Source organism: Pseudomonas sp. QTF5 (assembly GCF_000512695.2).
In the GTDB taxonomy this organism is placed as follows: Bacteria; Pseudomonadota; Gammaproteobacteria; order Pseudomonadales; family Pseudomonadaceae; genus Aquipseudomonas.
This window is the reverse complement of record NZ_AZRW02000043.1, coordinates 26,854-48,705: the sequence shown is the minus strand read 5'-3', so window position 1 is coordinate 48,705 and position 21,852 is coordinate 26,854. Positions and strand designations below refer to the sequence as shown.

General features: G+C 59.6%; 21 protein-coding genes. 8 read left to right on the top strand and 13 right to left on the bottom strand.

Going from position 1 to position 21,852, the window contains the following annotated elements:
- Positions 1-158 precede the first annotated feature (158 nt).
- On the top strand, positions 159-497 hold the full coding sequence (locus IC37_RS24780; RefSeq protein ID WP_030129388.1) for an FKBP-type peptidyl-prolyl cis-trans isomerase: 339 nt from the start codon (positions 159-161) through the stop codon (positions 495-497).
- Positions 498-601: 104 nt separating this feature from the next.
- Here the strand turns inward: IC37_RS24780 and IC37_RS24775 are convergent, their stop codons facing one another.
- The 3 genes from IC37_RS24775 to IC37_RS24765 all read right to left on the bottom strand — a co-directional run bounded on the left by IC37_RS24775 (position 602) and on the right by IC37_RS24765 (position 3,096).
- On the bottom strand, positions 602-937 hold the full coding sequence (locus IC37_RS24775; RefSeq protein WP_030129387.1) for a hypothetical protein: 336 nt from the start codon (positions 935-937) through the stop codon (positions 602-604).
- Between the two features lie 3 nt (positions 938-940).
- Positions 941-1,657: an S-type pyocin domain-containing protein gene (locus IC37_RS24770; RefSeq protein WP_143519244.1), complete on the bottom strand. Its 717-nt coding sequence runs from the start codon at positions 1,655-1,657 to the stop codon at positions 941-943.
- A gap of 317 nt (positions 1,658-1,974) precedes the next feature.
- A complete protein-coding gene (locus IC37_RS24765; RefSeq protein WP_030129385.1) occupies positions 1,975-3,096 on the bottom strand; it encodes a cytochrome P450 in 1,122 nt (373 codons plus the stop codon).
- Between the two features lie 79 nt (positions 3,097-3,175).
- Between IC37_RS24765 and IC37_RS24760 the strand changes: the two genes are divergently transcribed.
- Positions 3,176-3,940, top strand: a complete 765-nt coding sequence (locus IC37_RS24760) for a helix-turn-helix transcriptional regulator (RefSeq protein ID WP_030129384.1) — start codon at positions 3,176-3,178, stop codon at positions 3,938-3,940.
- On the opposite strand, the gene IC37_RS24755 is transcribed toward IC37_RS24760, so the two are convergent.
- A complete protein-coding gene (locus IC37_RS24755; RefSeq protein ID WP_030129383.1) occupies positions 3,937-4,545 on the bottom strand; it encodes a LysE family translocator in 609 nt (202 codons plus the stop codon). The two genes, IC37_RS24760 and IC37_RS24755, sit on opposite strands and share 4 nt — an antisense overlap.
- 105 nt (positions 4,546-4,650) lie before the next feature.
- Here IC37_RS24755 and IC37_RS24750 point away from each other — a divergent pair, with 105 nt between their 5' ends.
- Positions 4,651-5,577: a LysR substrate-binding domain-containing protein gene (locus IC37_RS24750; RefSeq protein WP_030129382.1), complete on the top strand. Its 927-nt coding sequence runs from the start codon at positions 4,651-4,653 to the stop codon at positions 5,575-5,577.
- Here the strand turns inward: IC37_RS24750 and IC37_RS24745 are convergent.
- The 6 genes from IC37_RS24745 to IC37_RS24720 all read right to left on the bottom strand — a co-directional run bounded on the left by IC37_RS24745 (position 5,567) and on the right by IC37_RS24720 (position 12,183).
- Positions 5,567-5,908, bottom strand: coding sequence for a hypothetical protein (locus tag IC37_RS24745; protein ID WP_030129381.1), 342 nt, complete (start codon positions 5,906-5,908; stop codon positions 5,567-5,569). The genes IC37_RS24750 and IC37_RS24745 overlap by 11 nt on opposite strands.
- A gap of 130 nt (positions 5,909-6,038) precedes the next feature.
- Positions 6,039-7,058, bottom strand: a complete 1,020-nt coding sequence (locus IC37_RS24740; RefSeq protein ID WP_030129380.1) for a branched-chain amino acid aminotransferase — start codon at positions 7,056-7,058, stop codon at positions 6,039-6,041.
- Between the two features lie 157 nt (positions 7,059-7,215).
- On the bottom strand, positions 7,216-8,598 hold the full coding sequence (lpdA, locus tag IC37_RS24735) for a dihydrolipoyl dehydrogenase (RefSeq protein ID WP_030129379.1): 1,383 nt from the start codon (positions 8,596-8,598) through the stop codon (positions 7,216-7,218).
- Between the two features lie 17 nt (positions 8,599-8,615).
- A complete protein-coding gene (locus IC37_RS24730) occupies positions 8,616-9,887 on the bottom strand; it encodes a dihydrolipoamide acetyltransferase family protein (protein ID WP_030129378.1) in 1,272 nt (423 codons plus the stop codon).
- On the bottom strand, positions 9,888-10,946 hold the full coding sequence (locus IC37_RS24725) for an alpha-ketoacid dehydrogenase subunit beta (RefSeq protein WP_030129377.1): 1,059 nt from the start codon (positions 10,944-10,946) through the stop codon (positions 9,888-9,890). It lies immediately after the preceding gene.
- 1 nt (position 10,947) lies between these two features.
- A complete protein-coding gene (locus tag IC37_RS24720; protein WP_030129376.1) occupies positions 10,948-12,183 on the bottom strand; it encodes a 3-methyl-2-oxobutanoate dehydrogenase (2-methylpropanoyl-transferring) subunit alpha in 1,236 nt (411 codons plus the stop codon).
- A 185-nt stretch (positions 12,184-12,368) separates the two neighbouring features.
- Between IC37_RS24720 and bkdR the strand changes: the two genes are divergently transcribed.
- Positions 12,369-12,857 (top strand): Bkd operon transcriptional regulator BkdR, encoded by a 489-nt coding sequence (gene bkdR, locus IC37_RS24715; RefSeq protein ID WP_017339472.1) that lies wholly within the window; start codon positions 12,369-12,371, stop codon positions 12,855-12,857.
- A gap of 121 nt (positions 12,858-12,978) precedes the next feature.
- Here the strand turns inward: bkdR and IC37_RS24710 are convergent, their stop codons facing one another.
- Positions 12,979-13,842: an MBL fold metallo-hydrolase gene (locus tag IC37_RS24710; protein WP_030129375.1), complete on the bottom strand. Its 864-nt coding sequence runs from the start codon at positions 13,840-13,842 to the stop codon at positions 12,979-12,981.
- Between the two features lie 163 nt (positions 13,843-14,005).
- Here IC37_RS24710 and IC37_RS24705 point away from each other — a divergent pair, with 163 nt between their 5' ends.
- The 4 genes from IC37_RS24705 (at position 14,006) to nahK (ending at position 20,219) form a co-directional block, all read left to right on the top strand.
- Entirely contained in the window at positions 14,006-14,812 is an 807-nt protein-coding gene (locus IC37_RS24705) for a sulfite exporter TauE/SafE family protein (RefSeq protein ID WP_030129374.1), read from the top strand.
- A 208-nt stretch (positions 14,813-15,020) separates the two neighbouring features.
- Positions 15,021-16,205: a porin gene (locus tag IC37_RS24700; protein WP_030129373.1), complete on the top strand. Its 1,185-nt coding sequence runs from the start codon at positions 15,021-15,023 to the stop codon at positions 16,203-16,205.
- A 287-nt stretch (positions 16,206-16,492) separates the two neighbouring features.
- On the top strand, positions 16,493-17,656 hold the full coding sequence (nosP, locus tag IC37_RS24695) for a nitric oxide-sensing protein NosP (protein ID WP_030129372.1): 1,164 nt from the start codon (positions 16,493-16,495) through the stop codon (positions 17,654-17,656).
- Positions 17,625-20,219: a hybrid sensor histidine kinase/response regulator NahK/ErcS' gene (gene nahK / locus IC37_RS24690; RefSeq protein ID WP_030129371.1), complete on the top strand. Its 2,595-nt coding sequence runs from the start codon at positions 17,625-17,627 to the stop codon at positions 20,217-20,219. Before nosP ends, nahK begins: the two co-directional genes overlap by 32 nt.
- Before the next feature lie 142 nt (positions 20,220-20,361).
- On the opposite strand, the gene IC37_RS24685 is transcribed toward nahK, so the two are convergent.
- Together IC37_RS24685 and IC37_RS24680 are read right to left on the bottom strand one after the other, a co-directional pair.
- Positions 20,362-21,027: a response regulator transcription factor gene (locus tag IC37_RS24685; protein WP_030129370.1), complete on the bottom strand. Its 666-nt coding sequence runs from the start codon at positions 21,025-21,027 to the stop codon at positions 20,362-20,364.
- Positions 21,028-21,083: 56 nt separating this feature from the next.
- On the bottom strand, positions 21,084-21,641 hold the full coding sequence (locus IC37_RS24680; RefSeq protein ID WP_030129369.1) for a PQQ-dependent catabolism-associated CXXCW motif protein: 558 nt from the start codon (positions 21,639-21,641) through the stop codon (positions 21,084-21,086).
- Positions 21,642-21,852 lie beyond the last annotated feature (211 nt).

Here is a 21,852-nt window from a genome sequence, read left to right as displayed (position 1 = left end):
TGAAGGGAACCGGATATGTTGTTCAAACGTGGGGACCCACATGAGTGATCGCAAGGATCGCGATGGGGTCTATCTGAATAAGTTGCCAATAGCCCGCATTTCTGGGAAAACGGCGCCCATGAAGCTTGTTCGGGCAAGCGCACACTAGAGTGAATGTAATGAATGATGAATTGCAGGTCATCGACCTTGAAGTGGGCAACGGCAAAGCCGCTGTCAAAGGCGCGCTGATCACTACCCAATATCGCGGTTGGCTGGAAGACGGCACGGAATTCGATTCTTCTTACAGCCGGGGTAAACCATTTCAGTGCGTGATTGGCACGGGGCGGGTGATCAAGGGCTGGGATCAAGGGATCATGGGCATGCAGGTTGGCGGTAAACGCAAACTGCTGGTACCGGCGCATCTGGCTTATGGCGAGCGGACGATGGGCGCGATTACGCCGAACTCGAACCTGATTTTCGAGATTGAATTGCTGGAAGTGCTGACGCGGGATGATTGATTTGTTGGGTGTGGGCTGAAATGGCGAACCCCACCATCTCTGTTAGAAGAAATGGTGGGGTTTTTATGTGTTGGGAGGGTGATTTCTGGTTTTGATTTAGCGAGTCAGGTGAACATTTCAATATCGTCGAGCGTGTCCGCAACTGTGGCTTCAAGTGCTGGGAATTTTCCTTTTACGGAATCAAGGGCGGGCATCACGGCTTGCATTTCAAGCTCACCGAGTCTGCGGGCTACATGGCCGAGTGCGGTGATTGCTGCCGCAGCCACCGACTGAGTACCACTCTCGAGATGTTTCAGGCAAATGGTCTGAGCCCAGGCACTGTCTTGCTCATTTAATCCGATGGAAATCAGCGCGGTGACAATGTTCCTTTCTAAGCCGCTATCAAAGAGACTGATTGCTTCGTCATGGCTAATCGACGGATCGTGGTAGATAAGACTCACTGTTTAGCTCCCAGGATGTTTCCCTTGGTGTCGGCTTTTTTTGCCAGGAATCATTTCCCAGTCGCTGCGCTTTTGAGTGTTGTATCCGTATGCCTTCAAGGTGCCATTGGCCTGTTGTTCAATATGCAGGCGAACTCGGGTGCGACCTTCTTTGAGTGATTTGAGCTGTTCTTCCGAATACAGGGAACTGTCCCCGAGCGTCGATGGCCAGAGCAACGCAACGATTCCCGCCAAAGCGCCAGCAACAACACCAGTCGTCACTACCCCCGCACCGCTTGCAGCCGCCCCGGAGCCAGCAGCTCCTACGCCACCTAAAATCAGTGTTCCGAATGAGCGAGGTAATGCGCTACCACTGATTTTTTTGAGAGGTATGTTTCCTGCTTCATCCCTTTCACGGCCACCTAAAAGCGAGAACTTTCCGTAGTCGACCAATTTCTCGACCGGGACAAACCCGGTTGGATTGTCGTGGTTGATTACGCCGTCGGGGAGGTTGCAGCTTTTGGCGAACACGCAACCCATGGAGCTGGATTGGTCATATTGCTGAGGTTGCCTTATGAAACGGTCTTCATATGCCTGTTGTCGGGCCAACATGTCTTCATATGTTTTTTGCCTGGAGTCGCGTTCTGCCAGTTCGGAGGCGGTCATGTAGCGGCTGGTGATGTGGTGCCCGTCGCCTGACGGTGGGTTTTGAACCCTGGGTATGTCTGTTTTGCGGGCCATGAGCGTCCTTGTTTCATCTTTTGAAAACGATGCGGACGCTATATCAAAGGGCATTTGATAGATGTAGGACTGGTCTGAAACTCTGGTCGTTGTTACAAATGGCGCTTGTCGCTATGCGCTGAGCTCGATTTTATGGGTGTACCCGGTCGGCGTAGGAGCAGCCTTCGGCAGCTCCTACATTGGGATCGGCGCAGTTTTATGATCGTTCCCACAGCAAGCCCGCTCCCACAGGGGATTTGTGTCGATCACAAATGTTGTGAACATCGACGATTAAGTGTGGGAGCGGGCTTGCTCGCGAAGAACGATGACACGGTCTGTCAGGTATTCGGCAGGTCGGTGAACAAAGGAATGCGCCCATTCAGGGAAGGGCGATAGTGCCAGGTCAAACGGTCCAAAGCAGGTTTCATCGCCAGGATCTCAGTCAGCGTGGCGCTGGCAATGCTCATGGCCAACACCTGTCCCGGGCATTGATGACGGCCGGCGCCGAAGGTGAAACTGCGGCGATTCGGACGGTCCAGCAGGAACGCGTCGGGATTGTCGTTAAGCTGCGGATCGCGATTGGCCGAGGCCAGCAGCACCAGGATAACGTCGCCGGGGTTCAGGTTCACGCCGTCGATTTCACACGGTGCGGTGACGAAGCGGCGGGTGTTTTGCACCGACGGGTCGAAGCGTTGCACTTCAGCGATCAGGTCATCAACACGAGTCGAATCGAACGGTGGGTTTCGAATCAATGCCAATAGCGCATTGCCGATCAAGCCGGCCGTGGCTTCGTAAGTCTGGGAGAACAGGCCGATCAGGTTGGCGATCAGGGTTTCAGGGTCGGTCGATGTCGCCGCGAAACGCTGCCGGATACCGGCGAGCAGGGCGCTTCGATTGCTCGGGTCGTCCAGAAGCTCGATGACATAACCCTTCAACTGTTCCGCCGCGGCATGTGCGGCCTCCAGTTGTGTTTGATCGCTAAGAGGAGACAGGCAGGCGACGAAGTCTGCGGTCAGCTCGCTGATGGCCCGGCCCTGAGCCGGAGAAAACCCCAACAACGCCGCCACCACGCAGACCGGCCCACGAAACATCGCCGCGTACAACCCGTCGGCGCCCGGGGTGATCAACCGGGCGCCGACCAATGCGTTGACCTCGTTCACGTCAATCAACGCCAGCCCCGGCTCAATCGCCGTCCTTGGGTAACGCTGCCGCTCGCCTTCGTTCATCCGCATCAACTGACCAAACACCTTGCCGGCCATGCCTTGAGCAATCAACTGGGGCACCGGCTCATGGGACGGCCGCACATGACAATGCGGATGCGCCAGCACGGCGGCAACGGCTCGGACGCTGCTGGCCACCCACAGTTTCAGTCCTTGATGAAAAACCAGCCCACCCTCGGCGCGCAATTGCGCGTAGTAGGGATAAGGGTCGGCATGAGTCGCAGCGATGATCGGATCCATGGGTCGCAGCCTTGTCGGTCGGGAAAGTGTTGCTACTATCTCCCACTCGAAAAGACGACGATTCGTCCGGGAGCGAAATATGAACGCAGAACAACACGACATCGGCGTCTCTCAAGTGGCGGCAGCGATTGCCGAGCCGGCCCGGACGAAAATCCTCTGTTCGCTGATGGATGGCCACGCTCGCACCAGCACCGAACTGGCGGCGGTTGCCGAAGTCAGCGCCTCCACCGCCAGCGCTCACTTGACCAAGCTCAAGGAACTGGCGCTGGTGCGTTTGCACGTTCAAGGCCGTCATCGCTATTACAGCCTCGCGGACAAACGCGTGGCCCAGGCCCTGGAAGCGCTGATGGTGATCGGCCAGAACGCCGCGCCGACGTTCAACCCGCGCACCCCCGATCGCCTGCAATTCGCTCGCACCTGCTACGACCACATGGCCGGTACGTTGGCGGTGTTGCTGCATGACCGAATGATCGAAGCGGGGTGGTTGCTGGAAACCGATGAGCAGGTTTATCGACTGAGCGACAGCGGTGAAGCGTTGTTCGAAGCATTGGGGATCGACGTCAAAGACTTGAGCACCTTGCGCCGCCGCTTCGCCTGCCCGTGCCTGGACTGGAGCATGCGCCGGCCGCACTTGGGCGGCGCCTTGGGCGCGGCGTTGCTGCAAACGGCGATCAAACGCAAATGGGTGACGCAGGATCTGGACAGCCGGGCGCTGGCGTTGACGGCGGTGGGGCGCAAGGAACTCAGTAGCCGCTTCGCCGTTGAGCTGCCGGTTCAGGTGACGACAGCGCAACCCGCGGCCACCGAGAACAGGCGCCGCGCGATCGCCAGTCCCGCGGCTTAGCGACTTGACGAGGCCATGAGCACGCCAAAACCGGCGAAGGTCACGCCCGAGACTTTCGCCGCCAGCCAGGAACCCTTCGGGCTCGACAACCAGCCTTTGGCGGCATTGGCGAGCAAGGCATAGCTGCCATGCACCAGGATCACCAGTGCGGCGTAGGTGGCGACCAGTTTGAAGAACTGGGCGTAGAAGTGCGCCGAGGTGTCGATGAATTGCGGGAACACCGCCAGAAAGAAAAACACGGCCTTGGGGTTCAAAAACTGGATCGAAGCCGCTTCAAGGAAGCGATAACCAGGGCTTGAGGGGCGCGCTGCAAGCAGCGAACTGAAACGATCCGAGCGCCAGCTTTTGTAGCCCAGGTACAACAAATAGGCTGCCCCGGCGTATTTCAACGCGGTAAAGGCGTTCGCGGAGGTGCTGAGTATCAGGCCAACACTGGTGGCGCTGATTGCGGCGACGACAAACGCCCCCGACGCGATCCCCAGAATTCCCGGCACTGCCCCCGTCCAGCCATGGCGCACTGCGTTGGACAGGGTCAGGACCACGCCAGGCCCCGGGCTCAAAATGGTCAGGGTGGCGAAAAGTACAAAGAGTCCGTAGCTGTTCATGTCTTGCTCCGTCAGGTGGCGCTGGCTGCGTGCTGGCAGATTGGCGTGACGACGAGGGCGTGACAAACGCTTTAATTAAAGCGCATAGGTGACTAAATTAGACGCATGATAAATCAACTACCGCCGCTTAATGCCGTTCGCGCCTTCGCCGTTGCGGCTCGTCATCAGAGCTTCAGCCTGGCGGCCGAAGAGCTGCATGTCAGCCACAGTGCCGTCAGCCGGCACATCAAATTGCTTGAGGAATACCTGGGCGTGCTGCTGTTCGAACGGCGCATCCGTCAATCGGTGCTGACGCCAGCCGGCCAGCGTTTTTATGAGCAGGTCAGTGCCGGGCTGGCGCAGATCGCCAACGCTGCCGCTGCGCTCAAGCAACATGCCTCGCTGCCTATCGTGAAGATCAATGTCCGTCCGTCCTTTGCCGTGCTTTGGCTGACGCCCAGGCTGGCGGATTTCATTGCGCAGCACCCGGACATCAAGCCGCAGGTGATCACTCAAACCCAGGCACCCGATCAGGCACGCGATGGGTTCGATATTGTCATTCGCCGTGGTCGTGACGATTGGGCACCAGCGATTGAGGCGCGAGCGCTCTTCGAAGACGAGCTATTGCTGGTCGCGGCGCCATCGCTGATCGAGCGCCTGCCCCTTGAAGACCTCACTTCGCTGAGCCGGCACACGTTACTGACCGCCAAGGCACGTCGCGAAGACTGGCACAATTGGGCCATGCACTTTGGTCAAAATCAGCCAGCCACTCAGGTCACCCGGCAGTTTGATCACATGCACCTGGTGCTTCAGGCCGCCGTGGAGGGACAGGGCATTGCCTTGTGTCCGACCTCTTTGCTGGGCACCCATCTTTTGAGCGGACAATTGATCTGCCCATTGCCCGAGTTGCGTATGCCGTTACCGCGCTATTACTACGGTGTTGCGCCGGACGTGACGGCGCACACTCGGGTGTTTGTGGAGTGGTTGTTTGCCCGGATTGCACAGGATGAGCTGCGTTGGCAAACACCTCGTGCTGTGACCGCTACGCCCTGAAAACCCAGACGATCTCCACCACACGCACTGCCAAAATCAGGTAAAGCAGAAACAAAATAATTTGAAGCGCCGTGTGATACGGCAACTTGGACAGCCGTCGCAGGCCGTCACTGACACTAAGCAGCATCAGCACCGCTGACACCAGAATCAGCCCCCAACCCGCCAGATTCGAGGCGAGTAAGCCCATAAACAACTGTTGATCGCTATGCAACGCATTGGTCCCCGCCGCGAATAGCAGGGCGCAGACCAGCAGGTTCTTGATGTTATCGAACACCTGCGTGGTGAAATCGGTGTCCAGCAAGGCCAGATACTTTCGCCAGAATTTGCCCATGGTTGTGGTGGCACCTGTTAATGGCTGTTGCACGTGGCAAGTCTAGTGACGTTTTCCACGATACTCGGACGAAAAAAAGCCCGGCCTTCAACATGATGGCCGGGCTTTTGTGTTCAAACGGACAGTCGCGTCAAACTTTGACGATCCAGCCCGCTGGTGCTTCGACATCGCCAGTCTGTACACCGGTCAGCTCTTTGTAGAGCTTCTGGGTAACCGGGCCGACTTCGGTTTCACTGTGAAACACGTGCAGTTTGTCGTTGTAGCTGATGCCGCCGATCGGGGTGATCACCGCAGCAGTACCGCAGGCACCGGCTTCCTTGAAGTCGGACAGCTTGTCGATCAACACATCACCTTCGACCACTTCCAGGCCCAGACGGGTTTTGGCCAGCTCGATCAACGACAGACGAGTGATGCCCGGCAACACCGAAGGGGAATTCGGGGTGACGAACTTGTTGTCGTGGGTGATCCCGAAGAAGTTGGCCGAGCCGACTTCTTCGATTTTCGTGTGAGTCAGCGGGTCCAGGTAGATGGCGTCGGCGAAATGCGCCTTCTTGGCCTGGGAGCCCGGCATCAGGCTGGCGGCGTAGTTGCCACCGACCTTGGCCGCGCCGGTGCCTTGTGGGGCGGCGCGGTCGTAGCTGGAGATCAGGAAATTGTGCGGGGTCAGGCCGCCTTTGAAGTAGGCGCCGACCGGGATGCAGAAGATCGAGAAGATGAACTCGGGCGCGGTACGCACGCCAACGTTGTCACCTACGCCGATCACGAACGGGCGCAGGTACAGCGCGCCGCCGGTGCCGTAAGGCGGGATGAAACGCTCGTTGGCGCGCACCACGTCCTTGCACGCTTCGATGAACTGTTCGGTAGATACCTGCGGCATTAGCAGGCGACCGCAGCTGCGTTGCATGCGTGCGGCGTTCTGGTCCGGGCGGAACAGGTTGATCGAACCGTCCTTGCAGCGGTAGGCCTTCAGGCCTTCGAAGCACTGCTGGCCATAGTGAAGGGCAGTGGAGCCTTCGCTGATGTGCAGCACGTTGTCAGAGGTTAAGGTGCCTTTGTCCCACTCGCCATTACGCCAGTGCGACAGATAGCGCTTGTCTGTCTTGATGTAGTCAAAACCCAGCTTGTCCCAATTGATGCTTTCGTTACCCATGACACCCTCTATCACTTAACAACCGCCGAAACGGTTCAAGGCTTCTGACATTTTTCTGGATGGGGACAACAATACTTCATTCCGGACCCATTTCGCAGCCCGGAATGCAGTTACTGATCGTTCCCACGCGGAGCGTGGGAACGATCACCTCCCTGAATCACATGTGCAACGCATGCCCCAACGCACGCAACGCCGCTTCCTGCACCGCTTCGCCGAGCGTCGGATGCGCGTGGATGGTGCCGGCGATGTCTTCCAGTCGGGCGCCCATTTCCAGGCTCTGGCCAAACGCCGTCGACAACTCCGACACGCCCACACCCACCGCCTGCCAGCCAACAATCACATGATTGTCCCGCCGCGCCACAACCCGCACGAAGCCGCTTTTCGATTCCAGCGTCATCGCCCGGCCATTGGCGGCGAACGGGAAGCTGGAAACGATGCAGTCCAGCCCCGCAGCCTTGGCTTCGTCCGGGGTCTTGCCGACCACTACCAGTTCCGGGTCGGTGAAGCACACGGCGGCGATGGCGGTCGGGTTGAATTCGCGGTGTTTACCGCTGATCAGTTCGGCAACCATCTCGCCTTGAGCCATGGCCCGGTGGGCGAGCATCGGTTCGCCGCTCAAGTCGCCGATGGCGTACACATTGCGCATGCTGGTCTGGCAACGGTTGTCGATCTTGATCGCCGAACCATTCATCTCCAGGTTCAAGGCTTCGAGGTTCCAGCCTTGGGTGTTGGGTTTGCGACCGACGGCCACCAGTACCTGATCGGTTTCCAGGTTCAAGGTGTCGCCGTTCGGATCACGAACTTGCAGTGTATTTCCTTGTGAATCAAAGCCTTCGACGCTGTGCTTCAAGTAAAGCTTCACGCCGAGTTGCTTGAGCGCTTCGTGTACCGGATGGGTCAGTTCGGCATCGTAGGCCGGCAGGATGCGATCCTGCGCCTCGACCACACTGACCTCGGCGCCGAGCTTGCGATAGGCAATCCCCAGCTCCAGACCGATGTAACCGCCACCGACCACGACCAGATGTTTCGGCACGCTTTTCGGCGCCAGGGCTTCGGTGGAGGAGATGATCGGCCCGCCAATCGGCAGCATCGGCAGGTTTACGCTTTTCGAACCGGTGGCCAGCACCAGGTGCTCGCACTGAATGCGCGTGTCGCCGACTTCGACGGTTTTGCCGTCGACCACTTTGGCCCAGCCTTGAATGACCTGGACCTTGTGCTTCTTTAATAGCGCCGAGACGCCGGTGGTCAGGCGATCAACGATACCGTCCTTCCACTCGACGCTCTTGCTGATGTCCAGGCTCGGCGCCGACACGCTGATGCCCAGCGCCGAATGTTGGCTGTGGTGCTGCGTCTGATGGAACTGTTCAGCGACGTGAATCAATGCCTTCGACGGAATGCAGCCGATGTTCAGGCAGGTGCCGCCCAACGATTCGCCTTCCACCAGAATGGTCGAAATGCCCAGTTGGCCGGCTCGGATCGCCGTCACATAACCGCCAGGGCCGCCGCCGATGATCAGCAGCGTGGTGTTCAAAGTTTGCATGCCTGCTCCATTCATAATCAGTCCACAAACAAGGTTGCGGGTTGTTCGAGCAGGCTGCGAACGGCCTGGATGAATTGCGCCGCGTCCATGCCATCGACCACGCGGTGATCGAAGGAGCTGGAGAGGTTCATCATCTTGCGGATCACGATCTGGCCTTTGACGACCATCGGCCGTTCGACGATTTTGTTCACGCCGACGATCGCCACTTCCGGCAGGTTCAGCACCGGGGTGCTGACGATGCCGCCCAGGGCGCCAAGGCTGGTCAGGGTGATGGTCGAGCCGGACAGTTCGTCACGGCTGGCCTTGCCAGTGCGCGCGGCGCTTGCCAAACGGGAGATTTCCGTAGCGCTGTCCCACAAGCTGCGCGCTTCGGCATGACGCACAACCGGCACCATCAAACCGATGTCAGCTTGAGTGGCAATGCCCACGTGCACCGCGCCGAGGCGGGTGATGACTTGGGCTTCGTCGTCGTAACGAGCGTTGATCTGCGGGAAGTCGCGCAGAGCCACGACCAGGGCGCGGACCAGGAACGGCAGCAAGGTCAACTTGCCGCGGGTCGCGCCGTGTTTTTCATTCAGGTGTGTGCGCAGTTCTTCGACGGCGGTGACGTCGATTTCTTCGACGTAGCTGAAGTGGGCGGCCCGCTGGGTGGCGTCCTGCATGCGCTGGGCGATCTTGCGGCGCATGCCGATCACCGGGATTTGTTCTTCGTCGTTGCGCTGGGCGTAAGCGGCGGTAGCGGTCGATGCATTCGACTGACCCTGAGCCAGATAGGCTTCGAGGTCTTCGTGCAGAATCCGCCCGGCAGGGCCGCTGCCACGTACCAGACGCAATTGAATGCCGAGGTCCAGCGCATGCTTGCGCACAGCCGGGGAGGCCAGAGGACGTTCATCGGCCTCGCGGGCAACCATCGGGCCCTGGCAAACGGCAACTCGCGGCGCTGTGGCAGCAATCGGTTTGCTTTCAACCACGGCTTCAACTTTAGGGGCCGCAACCGGCGCTTCTTTAACAACAGCCGATTGAGCCGACTCTTTAACGTTGCCCGCGCCTTCCACTTCAATGCTGATCAGGATGCTGCCAACCGCCATGACTTCGCCAGGCTGGCCACCCAAGGCAATCACCTTGCCATGCACCGGAGAAGGGATGTCGACCATCGCCTTGTCGGTCATCACATCTGCCAGCACCTGATCTTCGACGACCATGTCGCCGACCTTGACGTGCCACTGCGACAATTCAACTTCTGCAATGCCTTCGCCAATGTCCGGCATTTTAATAACGTGCGTGCCCATTCAGACCTCCATGACCCGTTTCAAAGCCGCGCCCACACGGGACGGACCAGGGAAATACGCCCACTCTTGCGCGTGCGGGTAGGGAGTGTCCCAGCCGGTGACGCGTTCGATCGGCGCTTCCAGGTAGTGGAAGCAATGCTCTTGCACCAGCGACACCAGCTCAGCGCCGAAACCGCAAGTGCGGGTCGCTTCGTGAACCACCACGCAGCGCCCGGTTTTCTTCACCGATTTGACGATGGTTTCCAGGTCCAGCGGCCACAGGCTGCGCAGGTCGATGACCTCGGCGTCGACGCCGGTTTCTTCAGCCGCCACTTGCGACACATAAACCGTGGTGCCGTAGGTCAGGATGGTCACGTCCTTGCCCGGACGAGCGATGGCGGCGACGTCCAGCGGCACGGTGTAGTAACCGTCCGGCACTTGCGCGGCGGGGTGTTTCGACCACGGGGTTACCGGACGGTCGTGGTGGCCATCGAACGGGCCGTTGTACAGGCGTTTTGGCTCGAGGAAGATCACCGGGTCATCGTTTTCGATGGAGGCGATCAGCAAGCCTTTGGCGTCGTAAGGGTTGGACGGCATGACCGTACGCAAACCGCAGACCTGGGTGAACATCGCTTCGATGCTCTGGCTGTGGGTCTGGCCGCCGTAGATGCCGCCGCCGCATGGCATGCGCAGGGTCATCGGTGCGGTGAACTCACCGGCCGAGCGATAGCGCAAACGCGCGGCTTCGGAAATGATCTGGTCCGACGCCGGGTAAACATAATCGGCGAACTGGATCTCGGCCACCGGCCGCAAACCGTAAGCGCCCATGCCCACGGCAACGCCAACGATCCCGCTTTCGGAGATCGGTGCGTCGAATACGCGGGAAGTGCCGTACTTGTTCTGCAGGCCTTCGGTGCAACGGAACACGCCACCGAAGTAGCCCACGTCCTGGCCGAACACCACGACGTTGTCGTCACGCTCAAGCATCACATCCATGGCCGAGCGCAGGGCCTGGATCATGGTCATGGTGGTCGTGGTCATGGCGGTTTCCAACTCGATTTTGTTGTTGTGATCGTTCATGTCAGATCCCCAACTCCTGACGCTGGCGCTTCAAGTGCTCCGGCATCTCTTTATAGACATCTTCGAACATCGTCGCGGCGCTCGGAATCTGGCCGCCGGCAAGGGTGCCGTACTGTTCGGCTTGTTTCTGCGCGGCGATCACTTCGGCTTCCAGTTCGGCGCTGACGGTGACGTGTTCCTCTTCGGACCACTGACCGATCTTGATCAGGTGCTGCTTGAGGCGCGCAATCGGGTCGCCCAACGGGAAGTGGCTCCAGTCGTCGGCAGGACGGTATTTGGACGGGTCGTCGGAGGTCGAGTGCGGGCCGGCGCGGTAGGTGACCCATTCGATCATGGTCGGGCCGAGGTTGCGGCGCGCGCGTTCGGCGGCCCAGGCGGAAGCGGCGTACACCGCGACGAAATCGTTGCCATCGACCCGCAGGGAGGCGATGCCGCAACCGACGCCGCGTCCGGCGAAGGTGGTGGCTTCACCGCCGGCAATCGCCTGGAACGTCGAGATCGCCCACTGGTTGTTGACCACATTGAGGATCACCGGCGCACGGTACACGTGGGCGAAAGTGAGGGCGGTGTGGAAGTCCGATTCAGCGGTAGCGCCGTCGCCGATCCAGGCCGAGGCGATTTTGGTGTCGCCCTTGATCGCCGAGGCCATGCCCCAGCCCACGCCCTGAACGAATTGAGTGGCGAGGTTGCCGGAGATGGTGAAGAAACCGGCATCCTTGACCGAGTACATGATCGGCAACTGCCGGCCCTTGAGCGGATCGCGCTCGTTGGACAGCAGTTGGCAGATCAGGTCCACCAGCGGCACTTCGCGGGCCATCAGGATGCTTTGTTGACGGTAGGTGGGGAAGCACATGTCGTCGATGTTCAGGGCCAGGGCCTGGGCGCTGCCGATGGCTTCTTCGCCAAGGCTTTGCATGTAGAACGACATTTTTTTCTGACGCTGGGCGACCACCATGCGGTTGTCGAAAATCCGCGTCTTGAGCATGGCGCGCATGCCTTTACGCAGGATCTCGACTGGCACGCCTTCAGCCCACGGGCCGAGGGCATTGCCTTGGTCGTCGAGCACGCGAATCAGGCCTTTGGCCAGATCAGCCGTGTCGGCCGGTTCAACGTCGATTGGGGGTTTGCGCACCAGGCCTGCGTCAGTCAGATGCAGGTAGGAGAAGTCGGTTTTGCAGCCGGGGCGGCCCGAAGGTTCGGGAACGTGCAGGCGCAGCGGTTCGTACGCTTGGTTCATGGCTTCTACGCTCGATCTTGTGAATTTCTTGTAGTGAGCTGGCAGTCATTCTTCGATAAAAGAAATCTTGTCCTACAACAATCATAGGCCGGCCCAAGAAGAATATTTCTCTCTGTTTCGTTGCGCTTGAGATCATTTGAGGATAAAAATTCTGCATAAACATAAAAAGCAGGTGGTTTTGTCTCATGCGCAAACTGGACCGTACCGATATCGGCATTCTCAATAGCCTTCAGGAGAACGCGCGCATCACCAACGCCGACCTCGCGCGCTCGGTGAACCTGTCGCCGACGCCGTGCTTCAATCGGGTCAAGGCGATGGAAGAATTAGGGCTGATTCGTGAGCAAGTGACCCTGCTGGATGCCGACCTGCTGGGGCTGCATGTGAATGTGTTCATTCACGTCAGCCTGGAGAAACAGGTGGAGGAGGCGTTGCAGCATTTCGAAGAGGCGATCTCGGATCGCCCGGAAGTGATGGAGTGCTATTTGATGGCCGGCGACCCGGACTATCTGATCCGCGTACTGGTGCCGACTATTCAGTCGCTGGAGCGTTTCATGATGGACTTTCTGACCAAGGTGCCGGGTGTGGCGAACATTCGCTCGAGCTTTGCGCTCAAGCAGGTGCGCTATAAGACGGCGCTGCCGTTGCCGGCGAATGGTCTGACCTTGGCCAACTGAAGATGATCGTTCCCACGCGCAGCAAAGGAATGCCGCCAGGGATGCTCCGCGTTCCGCTTCCGGATGTGACGCAGAGCGTCACGGGATGCATTCCTTTGCTGCGCGTGGGGACGATCGAAGGTCAGAGTTGATTCAGCGGGATCTTCAGGTAACTCACGCCATTCTCTTCCGCCGGCGGCAAATTCCCCGCCCGCACGTTCACTTGAATCGCCGGCAACAACAACGTCGGCATACCCAACCCGGCATCGCGCTGGGTGCGCATAGCGACGAAGGCAGCCTCATCAATGCCATCGTGAATATGGATGTTGCTTTGGCGCTGCTCGCCAACCGTACTCTGGCATTGCGGAGCGCGGCCCGTGGGCGGGTAATCGTGGCAGACGTAAAGCCGCACGCTGGCGGGAAAGGCCAACAGTTTGTGGATCGAGACAAACATCTGGTTGGCGTTGCCGCCGGGGAAGTCGCAGCGCGCCGTGCCAACGTCCGGCATGAACAACGTATCGCCCACCAGAATCACATCGCCGTCGATCAAATAAGCCATGTCCGCCGGGGTATGCCCGGGCACATGCAGGGCCGTGGCCTTGAGGTTGCCAATGCGGAATGACTCGTCCGGCGCGAACAGGTGGTCGAACTGTGAACCATCGACGGGAAATTCCGACTCCAGATTGAACAGCGTCTTGAACACACCCTGGACCTTGCTGATCGACTGGCCAATCGCGATCTTGCCCCCCAGTTCCTGACGCAAATAAGGCGCGGCCGACAGGTGATCGGCATGGGCGTGGGTTTCCAGCAGCCATTGCACTTGCAACTGGTGTTCGCGCACGAAGGCGATGATCTTGTCGGCCCGGACGGTTGCGGTACGCCCGGCGGCAGGGTCGTAATCCAGCACCGGATCGACAATCGCGCAGTGCCCGCCATCGTGCTCGTAGACTACGTAGCTGTAGGTCGATGAGGCGGGGTCGAAGAAGGCTTCAATCAAGGCGGGCATGGTGGCTGTTTCTTTTTGGACAGGCTTTGAGGGTAGTTTCATTTTCCCTGCGTTGACCAGTGCCGCATCAATTCAATTAATGAAAAAAACTGTGCGGGCTCTATCCTGTCACTTAATCGATACCGGGCGTTCCCGGCTTTTTTTCGCAGATCATGAGTGTTTTATGTTGTTGGCAAGTTTTTTTGGCTTGGTCATGGGACTGGTACTCGGCTTGACCGGTGCCGGTGGCGGCATTCTCGCGGTGCCGGCCCTGGTGCTCGGGTTGGGGTTGACCATGACCCAAGCGGCGCCCGTCGCCTTGTTCGCGGTGGGCAGTGCGGCGGCGATCGGTGCGATTGACGGTTTGCGTCATGGCCTGGTGCGCTATCGCGCGGCGTTGTTGATTGCACTGCTGGGCGCGGTGTTTTCGCCGGTGGGTATCTATTTCGCCCATCAGTTGCCGGAAAAGAGCCTGATGATCCTGTTCAGTCTGCTGATGGTCATGGTGGCCTGGCGGATGCTGCGCCGGGAAAAGCACGACGATGGCCCCAGCGACCACGGCCATGCCAACTGGGGCCAGAAGAACTGCATGCTCGATCAGCAGACCGGGCGCTTTTCCTGGACCGCCAAATGCACCGCAACCCTGGCGGCACTCGGCGCGGTGACCGGTGTGGTCTCGGGGCTACTCGGCGTCGGTGGCGGCTTTCTGATTGTGCCGGCGTTCAAGCAACTGACCGATGTGCAGATGCGCGGGATCGTTGCCACGTCGCTGATGGTGATCAGCCTGATCTCGGTGATCGGTGTGTTCGGCGCGTTTCATGCCGGGGTGCGGATCGATGGTTTGGGCGTGTCGTTCATTGTCGCCAGCATCGTCGGAATGATCCTCGGTCGAAAACTCTGCGCGCGGGTGCCGGCCCGAGGGCTGCAGATGGGCTTTGCCAGCGTCTGCGTGGTGATCGCCGTTTACATGCTGTTTAGAGCGCTCGCTTAGCGGGCACCGGTTCCTGTGGACGCCAGTCCGCTCCACAGGCCTACACCCTAAGTTCCGGGCCTTGCTGGCGGGCGGTCTTACACCGATTTGCCGCGCTACACCGGCCACCCCAAATCACCTGACAACCGCACCCAAGGCAGCGTATGACGCCGCCGGTCCACTTTCGATAATCGCCTCCGACATCAAGTCCCCCGTTGCGGAGCGCGTCATGCACAACAATAAGAACTTCAAGCATCGTTTCTTGCCGGCCTTCATCGCCAGCCTGTCCTCCCTTGGCCTGAGCTCGATGGCCGAGGCCGAGATCATGCTGTACGACAAGGACCAGACCACGTTCTCCACGGATGGCTACATCAACGCCTTCTATGTGAACAGCGATGTGGACCGGGCCGGCGAGCAGTACGACCGGCGCCAGGCGCGGGTGAAGATGGGATTTCTGCCCAACTACCTGGGCTTCAACATGGGCAAGCAGGTCGATGACCTCAAGCTCGGCGCCCGCGCCTCGTTCTGGGTGACCATCAACGACAGCGAAACCAACGGCACCGACACCGCCATCGACGTGCGACAGTTCTACGGCACGGTGGCCAATCCAGAGTGGGGCGAGGTACTGATCGGCAAGGACTTCGGTCTGTTTGCCCGCTCCAACATCTTGCTCGACGAACTGCTCGCCGGTTATGGTCAGGTCAGCGATACGTTGGGCCTGGTGGACGGCGGCGGGGTGTCGTTCGGCAACATCGGCAGCGGTTATCCGTACCCGTTCCCGACGTCGCAGATTACCTATCGCACCCCGGTGATGGACGGCTTGCGGGTGGCGGTGGGGATCATGGACCCGGTCGACACCAACGACAGCAGCGCGACGGGCAAGGCGTATCAGGAGAACCCGCGTACCGAGAGCGAGATCACCTATCAGTTCGACGTCGGCGGGGCGAAGATTTACAGCTGGCTCAACGGCAGCTACCAGACTTCGGACAACACCGACTCCAGCGTCGAGTCCGTCACCTCCAAAGGCGTCGGTTACGGCGTGCAAGCGAAGATGGGCGGGCTGTCGCTGACCGGCTCCGGCTTCCAGGCCAAGGGCATCAACCCGTTCTTCACCAACAACGCCGGCGAACCGACCCTGCGCAATGTCGACAGCGATGGTTACCTGTTGCAGGGCTCCTACAAACTCGGCAAGAACCGCTTGGCACTGTCCTACGGCAAGACCGAGGACGACGGCAACGGCGTGGTCGGCAGCGGCGCCGATTACGAGACCCGCGGCATTGCGCTGTTCCATGACGTCAACGACAACCTGAAGTTGGTGGCCGAGTACAACCAGTTCGAAATCAATGGCCACGACACCAACGCCCAGAATGAAGACACCGATACGTTTGCGGTGGGGGCGGTGTTGACCTGGTAGCGCCCAAGTCGGCACAACGCAGATCCAATGTGGGAGCGGCGGTGCGACGATTCGACTTGCTCGCGAAAGCGCAGTGTCAGGCAACATCATTGTTGACTGGAAGGCCGCTTTCGCGAGCAAGTCGAATCGTCGCACCGCCGCTCCCACAGGGGATTTGTGGTGTTCTGTAGATATTGTCGTCCTCTCATCCCATCGATCCCCCCCACCCGCTACCCAAGTAGCATTCGTCACCACCCGCAGGCTTCGTACACTCGAACCTCATACAGGCGCACCGGCGAGGGGCGAGGATGCAGCAGGTTCAGAACGACGGTGTGGTCAGTGCCATGTCCCAGGCCACCGATGCCCAGCAAGCGGCTCAGGATCTGGCGCGACAACTCTTGCACCCCCACTTGGGTTTCGTGCTGTTCTTCTGTTCCGCCGAGTACGACTTGCAGGCGCTGGGGCAGGCTTTGCAACAGAGCTTCGGCGGCATTCGTCTGGTGGGCTGCACCAGTGCCGGAGAAATCACCCCCCAAGGTTATGGCCGCAGCTGCGTGACGGCGGTGGGCTTCGATCATCGGCACTTTTCCATCTCCACCGAACTGATCGACGAAATGGAGCATTTCAGCCTGATCGATGCCCAGCAAATGGTCGAGCGTCTGGTCAGTGGCTGCCGCAGCAATACCCTGGCGCCGATCAAGGGCAACAGCTTTGCCCTGACCCTGCTCGATGGCTTGTCCAGCCGTGAAGAAATGGTTCTGGCGGCCTTGAGCGCGGCGTTGGGCGACATTCCTCATTTCGGCGGTTCGGCCGGCGATGACAACTACCTGACCCACACCCATGTGTATTTCGGCGGCGAGTTTCACAGCGGCGCGGCGGTGGTGGTGCTGGTCAATACCTGGCTGGACTTCGAAGTCTTCACCACCCACCACATTCTGCCCAGGGCCGAAAAACTGGTGGTCACCGCTGCCGACAGCGCCTCGCGGCGGGTGTTTGAGCTCAACGCCGAACCGGCCGCCGAGGAGTACGCCCGGCACATCGGCGTGGCAGTGGCCGACCTCGACTATCGGATCTTTGCCGCACACCCATTGGCGGTGCGAATCAACGATCAATATTACGTGCGGGCGATCCAGCAGGTTCATCCAGACCTGAGTCTGAGTTTCTACTGTGCGGTGGAAAACGGCATCGTCCTCACCGTCATGACCCCAGGCCCCATGCTGCCGAATCTGCAAAGCCTGTTCGACGGTTTGCAGGAGCGTCTCGGGGACCTGTTGCTGACCATCGGCTGCGACTGTTTTCTCAGGCGTCTGGAACTGGAAGATGGCGGCAGTCTCGAGCAGATCGGCGCGTTTTTGCGGGAGCAACGGGTGATGGGTTTCAATACCTACGGAGAACAGTTCAATGGCATGCACATCAACCAGACCTTCACCGGGGTTGCCATTGCCCGAGGCCGCTCCCCTGGACAGCGCTGACCTTCAGGCGCAGATCGCCAGCCTGCGGCACGAAAACCACAAACTGCAACGCATCAATGGCGCGCTGATCGAGCGCATCGAATCCGGCATCACCCGGGGCAACGACCCGTATGCGGCGTTCCAGCATTCGGTGGTGCTGGCCGAGCAGGTGCGTGAACGCACCGACGCCCTGAACCAGGCCATGGCCGAACTCAAGGCCGGCAATCATTTGCTCAGCGAGGCACGGCTGCGGGCCGAAACCGCCCATCAACACTTGATCGACGCCATCGAAAGCATTTCCGACGCCTTTGTATTGTTCGACGCCGAGCAGCGGATCGTGCTGTTCAACAGCCGCTTCAAGGCGTTCTGGAGCAACAGCCGGGTGCGGATCAATGCGGGCATGCGCCTGCACGAGGTCAAGCGGTTGATGACCTCCACCGGACTGTTCAGCGAAGAACCCCGCGGGCATGCCGATGAAAACCTGCTCTATCGCCTGCACAACGGGCGCTGGCTGCAAGTCAGCGAACGGCCGACTCAGGAAGGCGGGCGGGTGTTCCTGTTCACTGACATTACCGACGTCAAACTCAGCGAAACCCTGCGCCGCGAGCAGGCCGTGGCGCAGAAGTCGCATTTGTTGCAGCGGGCGGTCGATAACCTGTCCCAAGGCGTGGCGATGGTCAACGCCGAGGGCATTCTGGAACTGTGGAACCGGCGCTTCCTGGAGCTCAGCGGCCTGGCCCCGGTGGCGGCCCATCGGCCGTTCGCCGAAGTGATTGCCGACAGCGAACTGAACCTGCTGACCCCGGCCAGTCGCGATGCAAACGGGCGGCACGTGCAGGAATGCGAGCAGCGCCTCTACGATGGCCGGGTGCTGGAAATCCGCACCCATCCGTTGCCCACCGGCGGTTTCGTCAACACCTTCACCGACATCACCGAACGCTATCAGCACGCCGAAGCCCTCAGCGAAAGCGAGCGCTGGATTCGCCTGATCACGGACCATGTGCCGGCGCTGATTGCCTACCTGAATGCCGACCTGGTCTATGAGTTCACTAACAAAGTTTACGAAGAATGGTACTGCTGGCCCCGGGGCGTGATGCTCGGGCAGAGCCTGCGCGAAGTTCACAGCGAGCAGCATTATCAGCGCCTGGAAGCCTACGTGGCCCGGGCCCTGGCCGGCGAGAGCGTGACGTTCGAGTTCGCCGAAACCAACATCAACAATCAGGAGCGTTACATGCTGCGCTCCTACGTGCCCAATCGCCTGGCCACCGGAGAAGTGGTGGGGATTTTCGTGTTGATCCGCGACATCACCGAGCGCCGCCGTACCGCCGAAGCGCTGCATCAGGCCTATCAGAACCTTGAATTGCGGGTGCGTGAACGCACCACCGAACTGACCACCCTCAATGACCAATTGCTGCGCGAAATCGACGAGCGCCGCCGGGTGGAGTCACGCTTGCGCGAGGCCAAGCTCGAGGCTGAGCAGGCCAACCTGTCGAAGACTAAATTTCTTGCGGCGGTCAGTCACGACCTGCTGCAACCGCTGAATGCCGCGCGGCTGTTTACCAGCGCCTTGCTGGAGCGCCGGGAGCCGGTGGCCAACGAAATTCTGGTGCGCAACGTGAGCAATTCACTGGAAGACGTGGAAAACCTGCTGGGCACCCTGGTGGACATTTCCAAACTCGATGCCGGGGTGATCAAGGCCGACATTGCGCCATTTGCCCTGAGCGAATTGCTGGAAAACCTCGCCGCCGAATACACCCAAGTGGCCCGCAGCGAAGGGCTTGAGCTGCATTTCATCCCGTGTTCGGCGCTGGTGCGCAGCGACATTCAGTTGCTTGCGCGGATTCTGCGTAATCTGCTGAGCAATGCCATTCGCTACACCTACAGCGGGCGCGTGGTGCTCGGCTGCCGGCGTCATCATCAGCGGCTGACCATCGAAGTCTGGGACAGCGGCATGGGCATTGCTGAAAACCGTTTGGAGGAGATTTTTCAGGAGTTCAAACGCGGTGACGTGCAGCGTCCGGATCAGGATCGCGGCTTGGGGCTGGGTCTGGCGATTGTGGAGAAAATCGCCGGCATTCTCGGCCACCGGATTCATGTACGTTCATGGCCGGGCAAGGGTTCGATGTTTTCTGTCGAAGTGCCTTTAAGTGCCACGGCGCCGAAGGCGTTGCCGAGCCTGCTGATGAGCGAGCCGATGCTCGAGCGCCTGCGCGGTGCACGGGTGTGGGTGCTGGACAACGACGCGGCGATTTGCGCGGGGATGCGCACCTTGCTCGAAGGTTGGGGCTGCCGGGTGATCACGGCGCTGTCGGAGGAGGACCTGGCGCGGCAAGTGGATAATTATCACGACGAAGCCGATCTGTTGATCGCCGACTATCACCTGGATGACGAGAAAAATGGTGTCGACGCCGTGGCCCGCATCAACGCCCGTCGCGCTTCAGCGATCCCTGCAATGATGATCACCGCCAATTACAGCAATGAGCTCAAACAGCAAATCCGCGAACTGGGCCACACCCTGATGCACAAACCGGTGCGGCCGATGAAACTCAAGACGGCGATGAGTCATTTGCTTGGTCGGCCTTGAGGTGTGCCTGAGAGAGTTGGGTGATTTTTAGGGCCCCTTCGCGAGCAAGCCCGCTCCCACATTGACCGAGTTGACTCAGATCTAATGTGGGAGCGGGCTTGCTCGCGAAGGGGGCGACTCGGTCTTTTGGTTACCTGCGAACTCAGCGCCGCAAATACGACCCGAAATCAATATCCCCGGCACTCAAAATCGCCTGCACCCGATTGTGCACATTGAGTTTGCGCAATATCGCCGAGACGTGGGCCTTGACCGTGGTTTCGGCGATTTCCAGGGTGTAGGCGATCTGTTTGTTCGATTCGCCCTTGGTCATGCGCTCAAGCACCAGCAACTGTTTGCGGGTCAGGGCCTGGAGCAGCTCCGGCGGGAAGCTCGGGGTGTCATTCATCCGGCGATGGGTGGCGCTTTTTTGCGTGCGGATGATGTCCGGCGGCAGGTACACATTGCCGTTGAGAATCTGCTGGATGGCCTCGGTCATCTGCACCCGTGGCGACGATTTGGTGATGAACCCCACCGCGCCATAGGTAATGGCTTGCAGCACGATTTGTTTGTCCTGCTCGGCCGAGACGATCACCACCGGAATGGTCGGCGCTTCGTTGCGCAGGTTGATCAGGCCATTGAGGCCATGCATGCCGGGCATGTTCAGGTCGAGCAGGATCAGGTCCAGGTCGTCGTGTTCCTGAGTCAGGGCCAGGGCGCTGTCGAGGTCGGCGGTTTCCATGACCTCGCTGCCGGGGAAACCGTCGCTGATGACGTTATGAATGGCTTCGCGAAACAGCGGGTGATCGTCGGCAATCAGAATTTTGTACATGGCCTTTCACCTCATTTTTTTTTGATCAGGGTGTGGCAACAACACAAACGCTCACGTCAGGGAAAGGGCTCGGGCCGGGCCGGCGTCAAGGGCAGATTCGCCGCTTGCCACGCATCCAGACCGTCGCGGTACCAATACAGTGTCTTATAGCCCAGGGAAGCGGCGCGTTTTACCGCGTTCCAGCTCAACCAGCAATCGGAGCGGCAGTAAAAGACCAACGGTCGAGTCAGATCGCCCGCCGTCAATTGCTGCAGATGGCGACCGAAATATTCCTGCCACGGGGGCGTCAGGTCGCCGTCACCGGTATTGGCCAGCCAATGGCTGCCGGGCAGGTTTTCGTGGGCCTCGTCTTCGATGAAACGGCCTTGCAGCCATTGCCGGCGGTAGACATCGATCAGTAGCGGTTGGGGCGTGTGCTTGAGCAGGTTTTGCAGGGCAGGCGTGTCGATGATACTCGCGCCCTGGAGCTGAGTCGGGGTGGGGCTGCGGTATAGACCGATGCGATAACCTTCGGCGGAGAACAGCGCTGTTTCAGCCTGCGCGGCGCCCAGCAACAGGCTCAACGACAGCGCGGCGAGAGAAGGGCACAGCAGAACACGTCGGGCACGCGGCATGGGGTTCAGTCCTTATAGTTATGAACCCATTACATGCCAGTAGCGGTGCGTTGTGAATGCGACGATAGACAGGTAAACCAGTACTAAAGTAGTAATTTGTCTAGTTTTATGGGACCCGCGTCGTACACCAATGCTGTATTCAATGAAGATCCAATGTGGGAGCGGGCTTGCTCGCGAAAGCGGTGTGTCAGTCGACAGAGATGTTGAATGT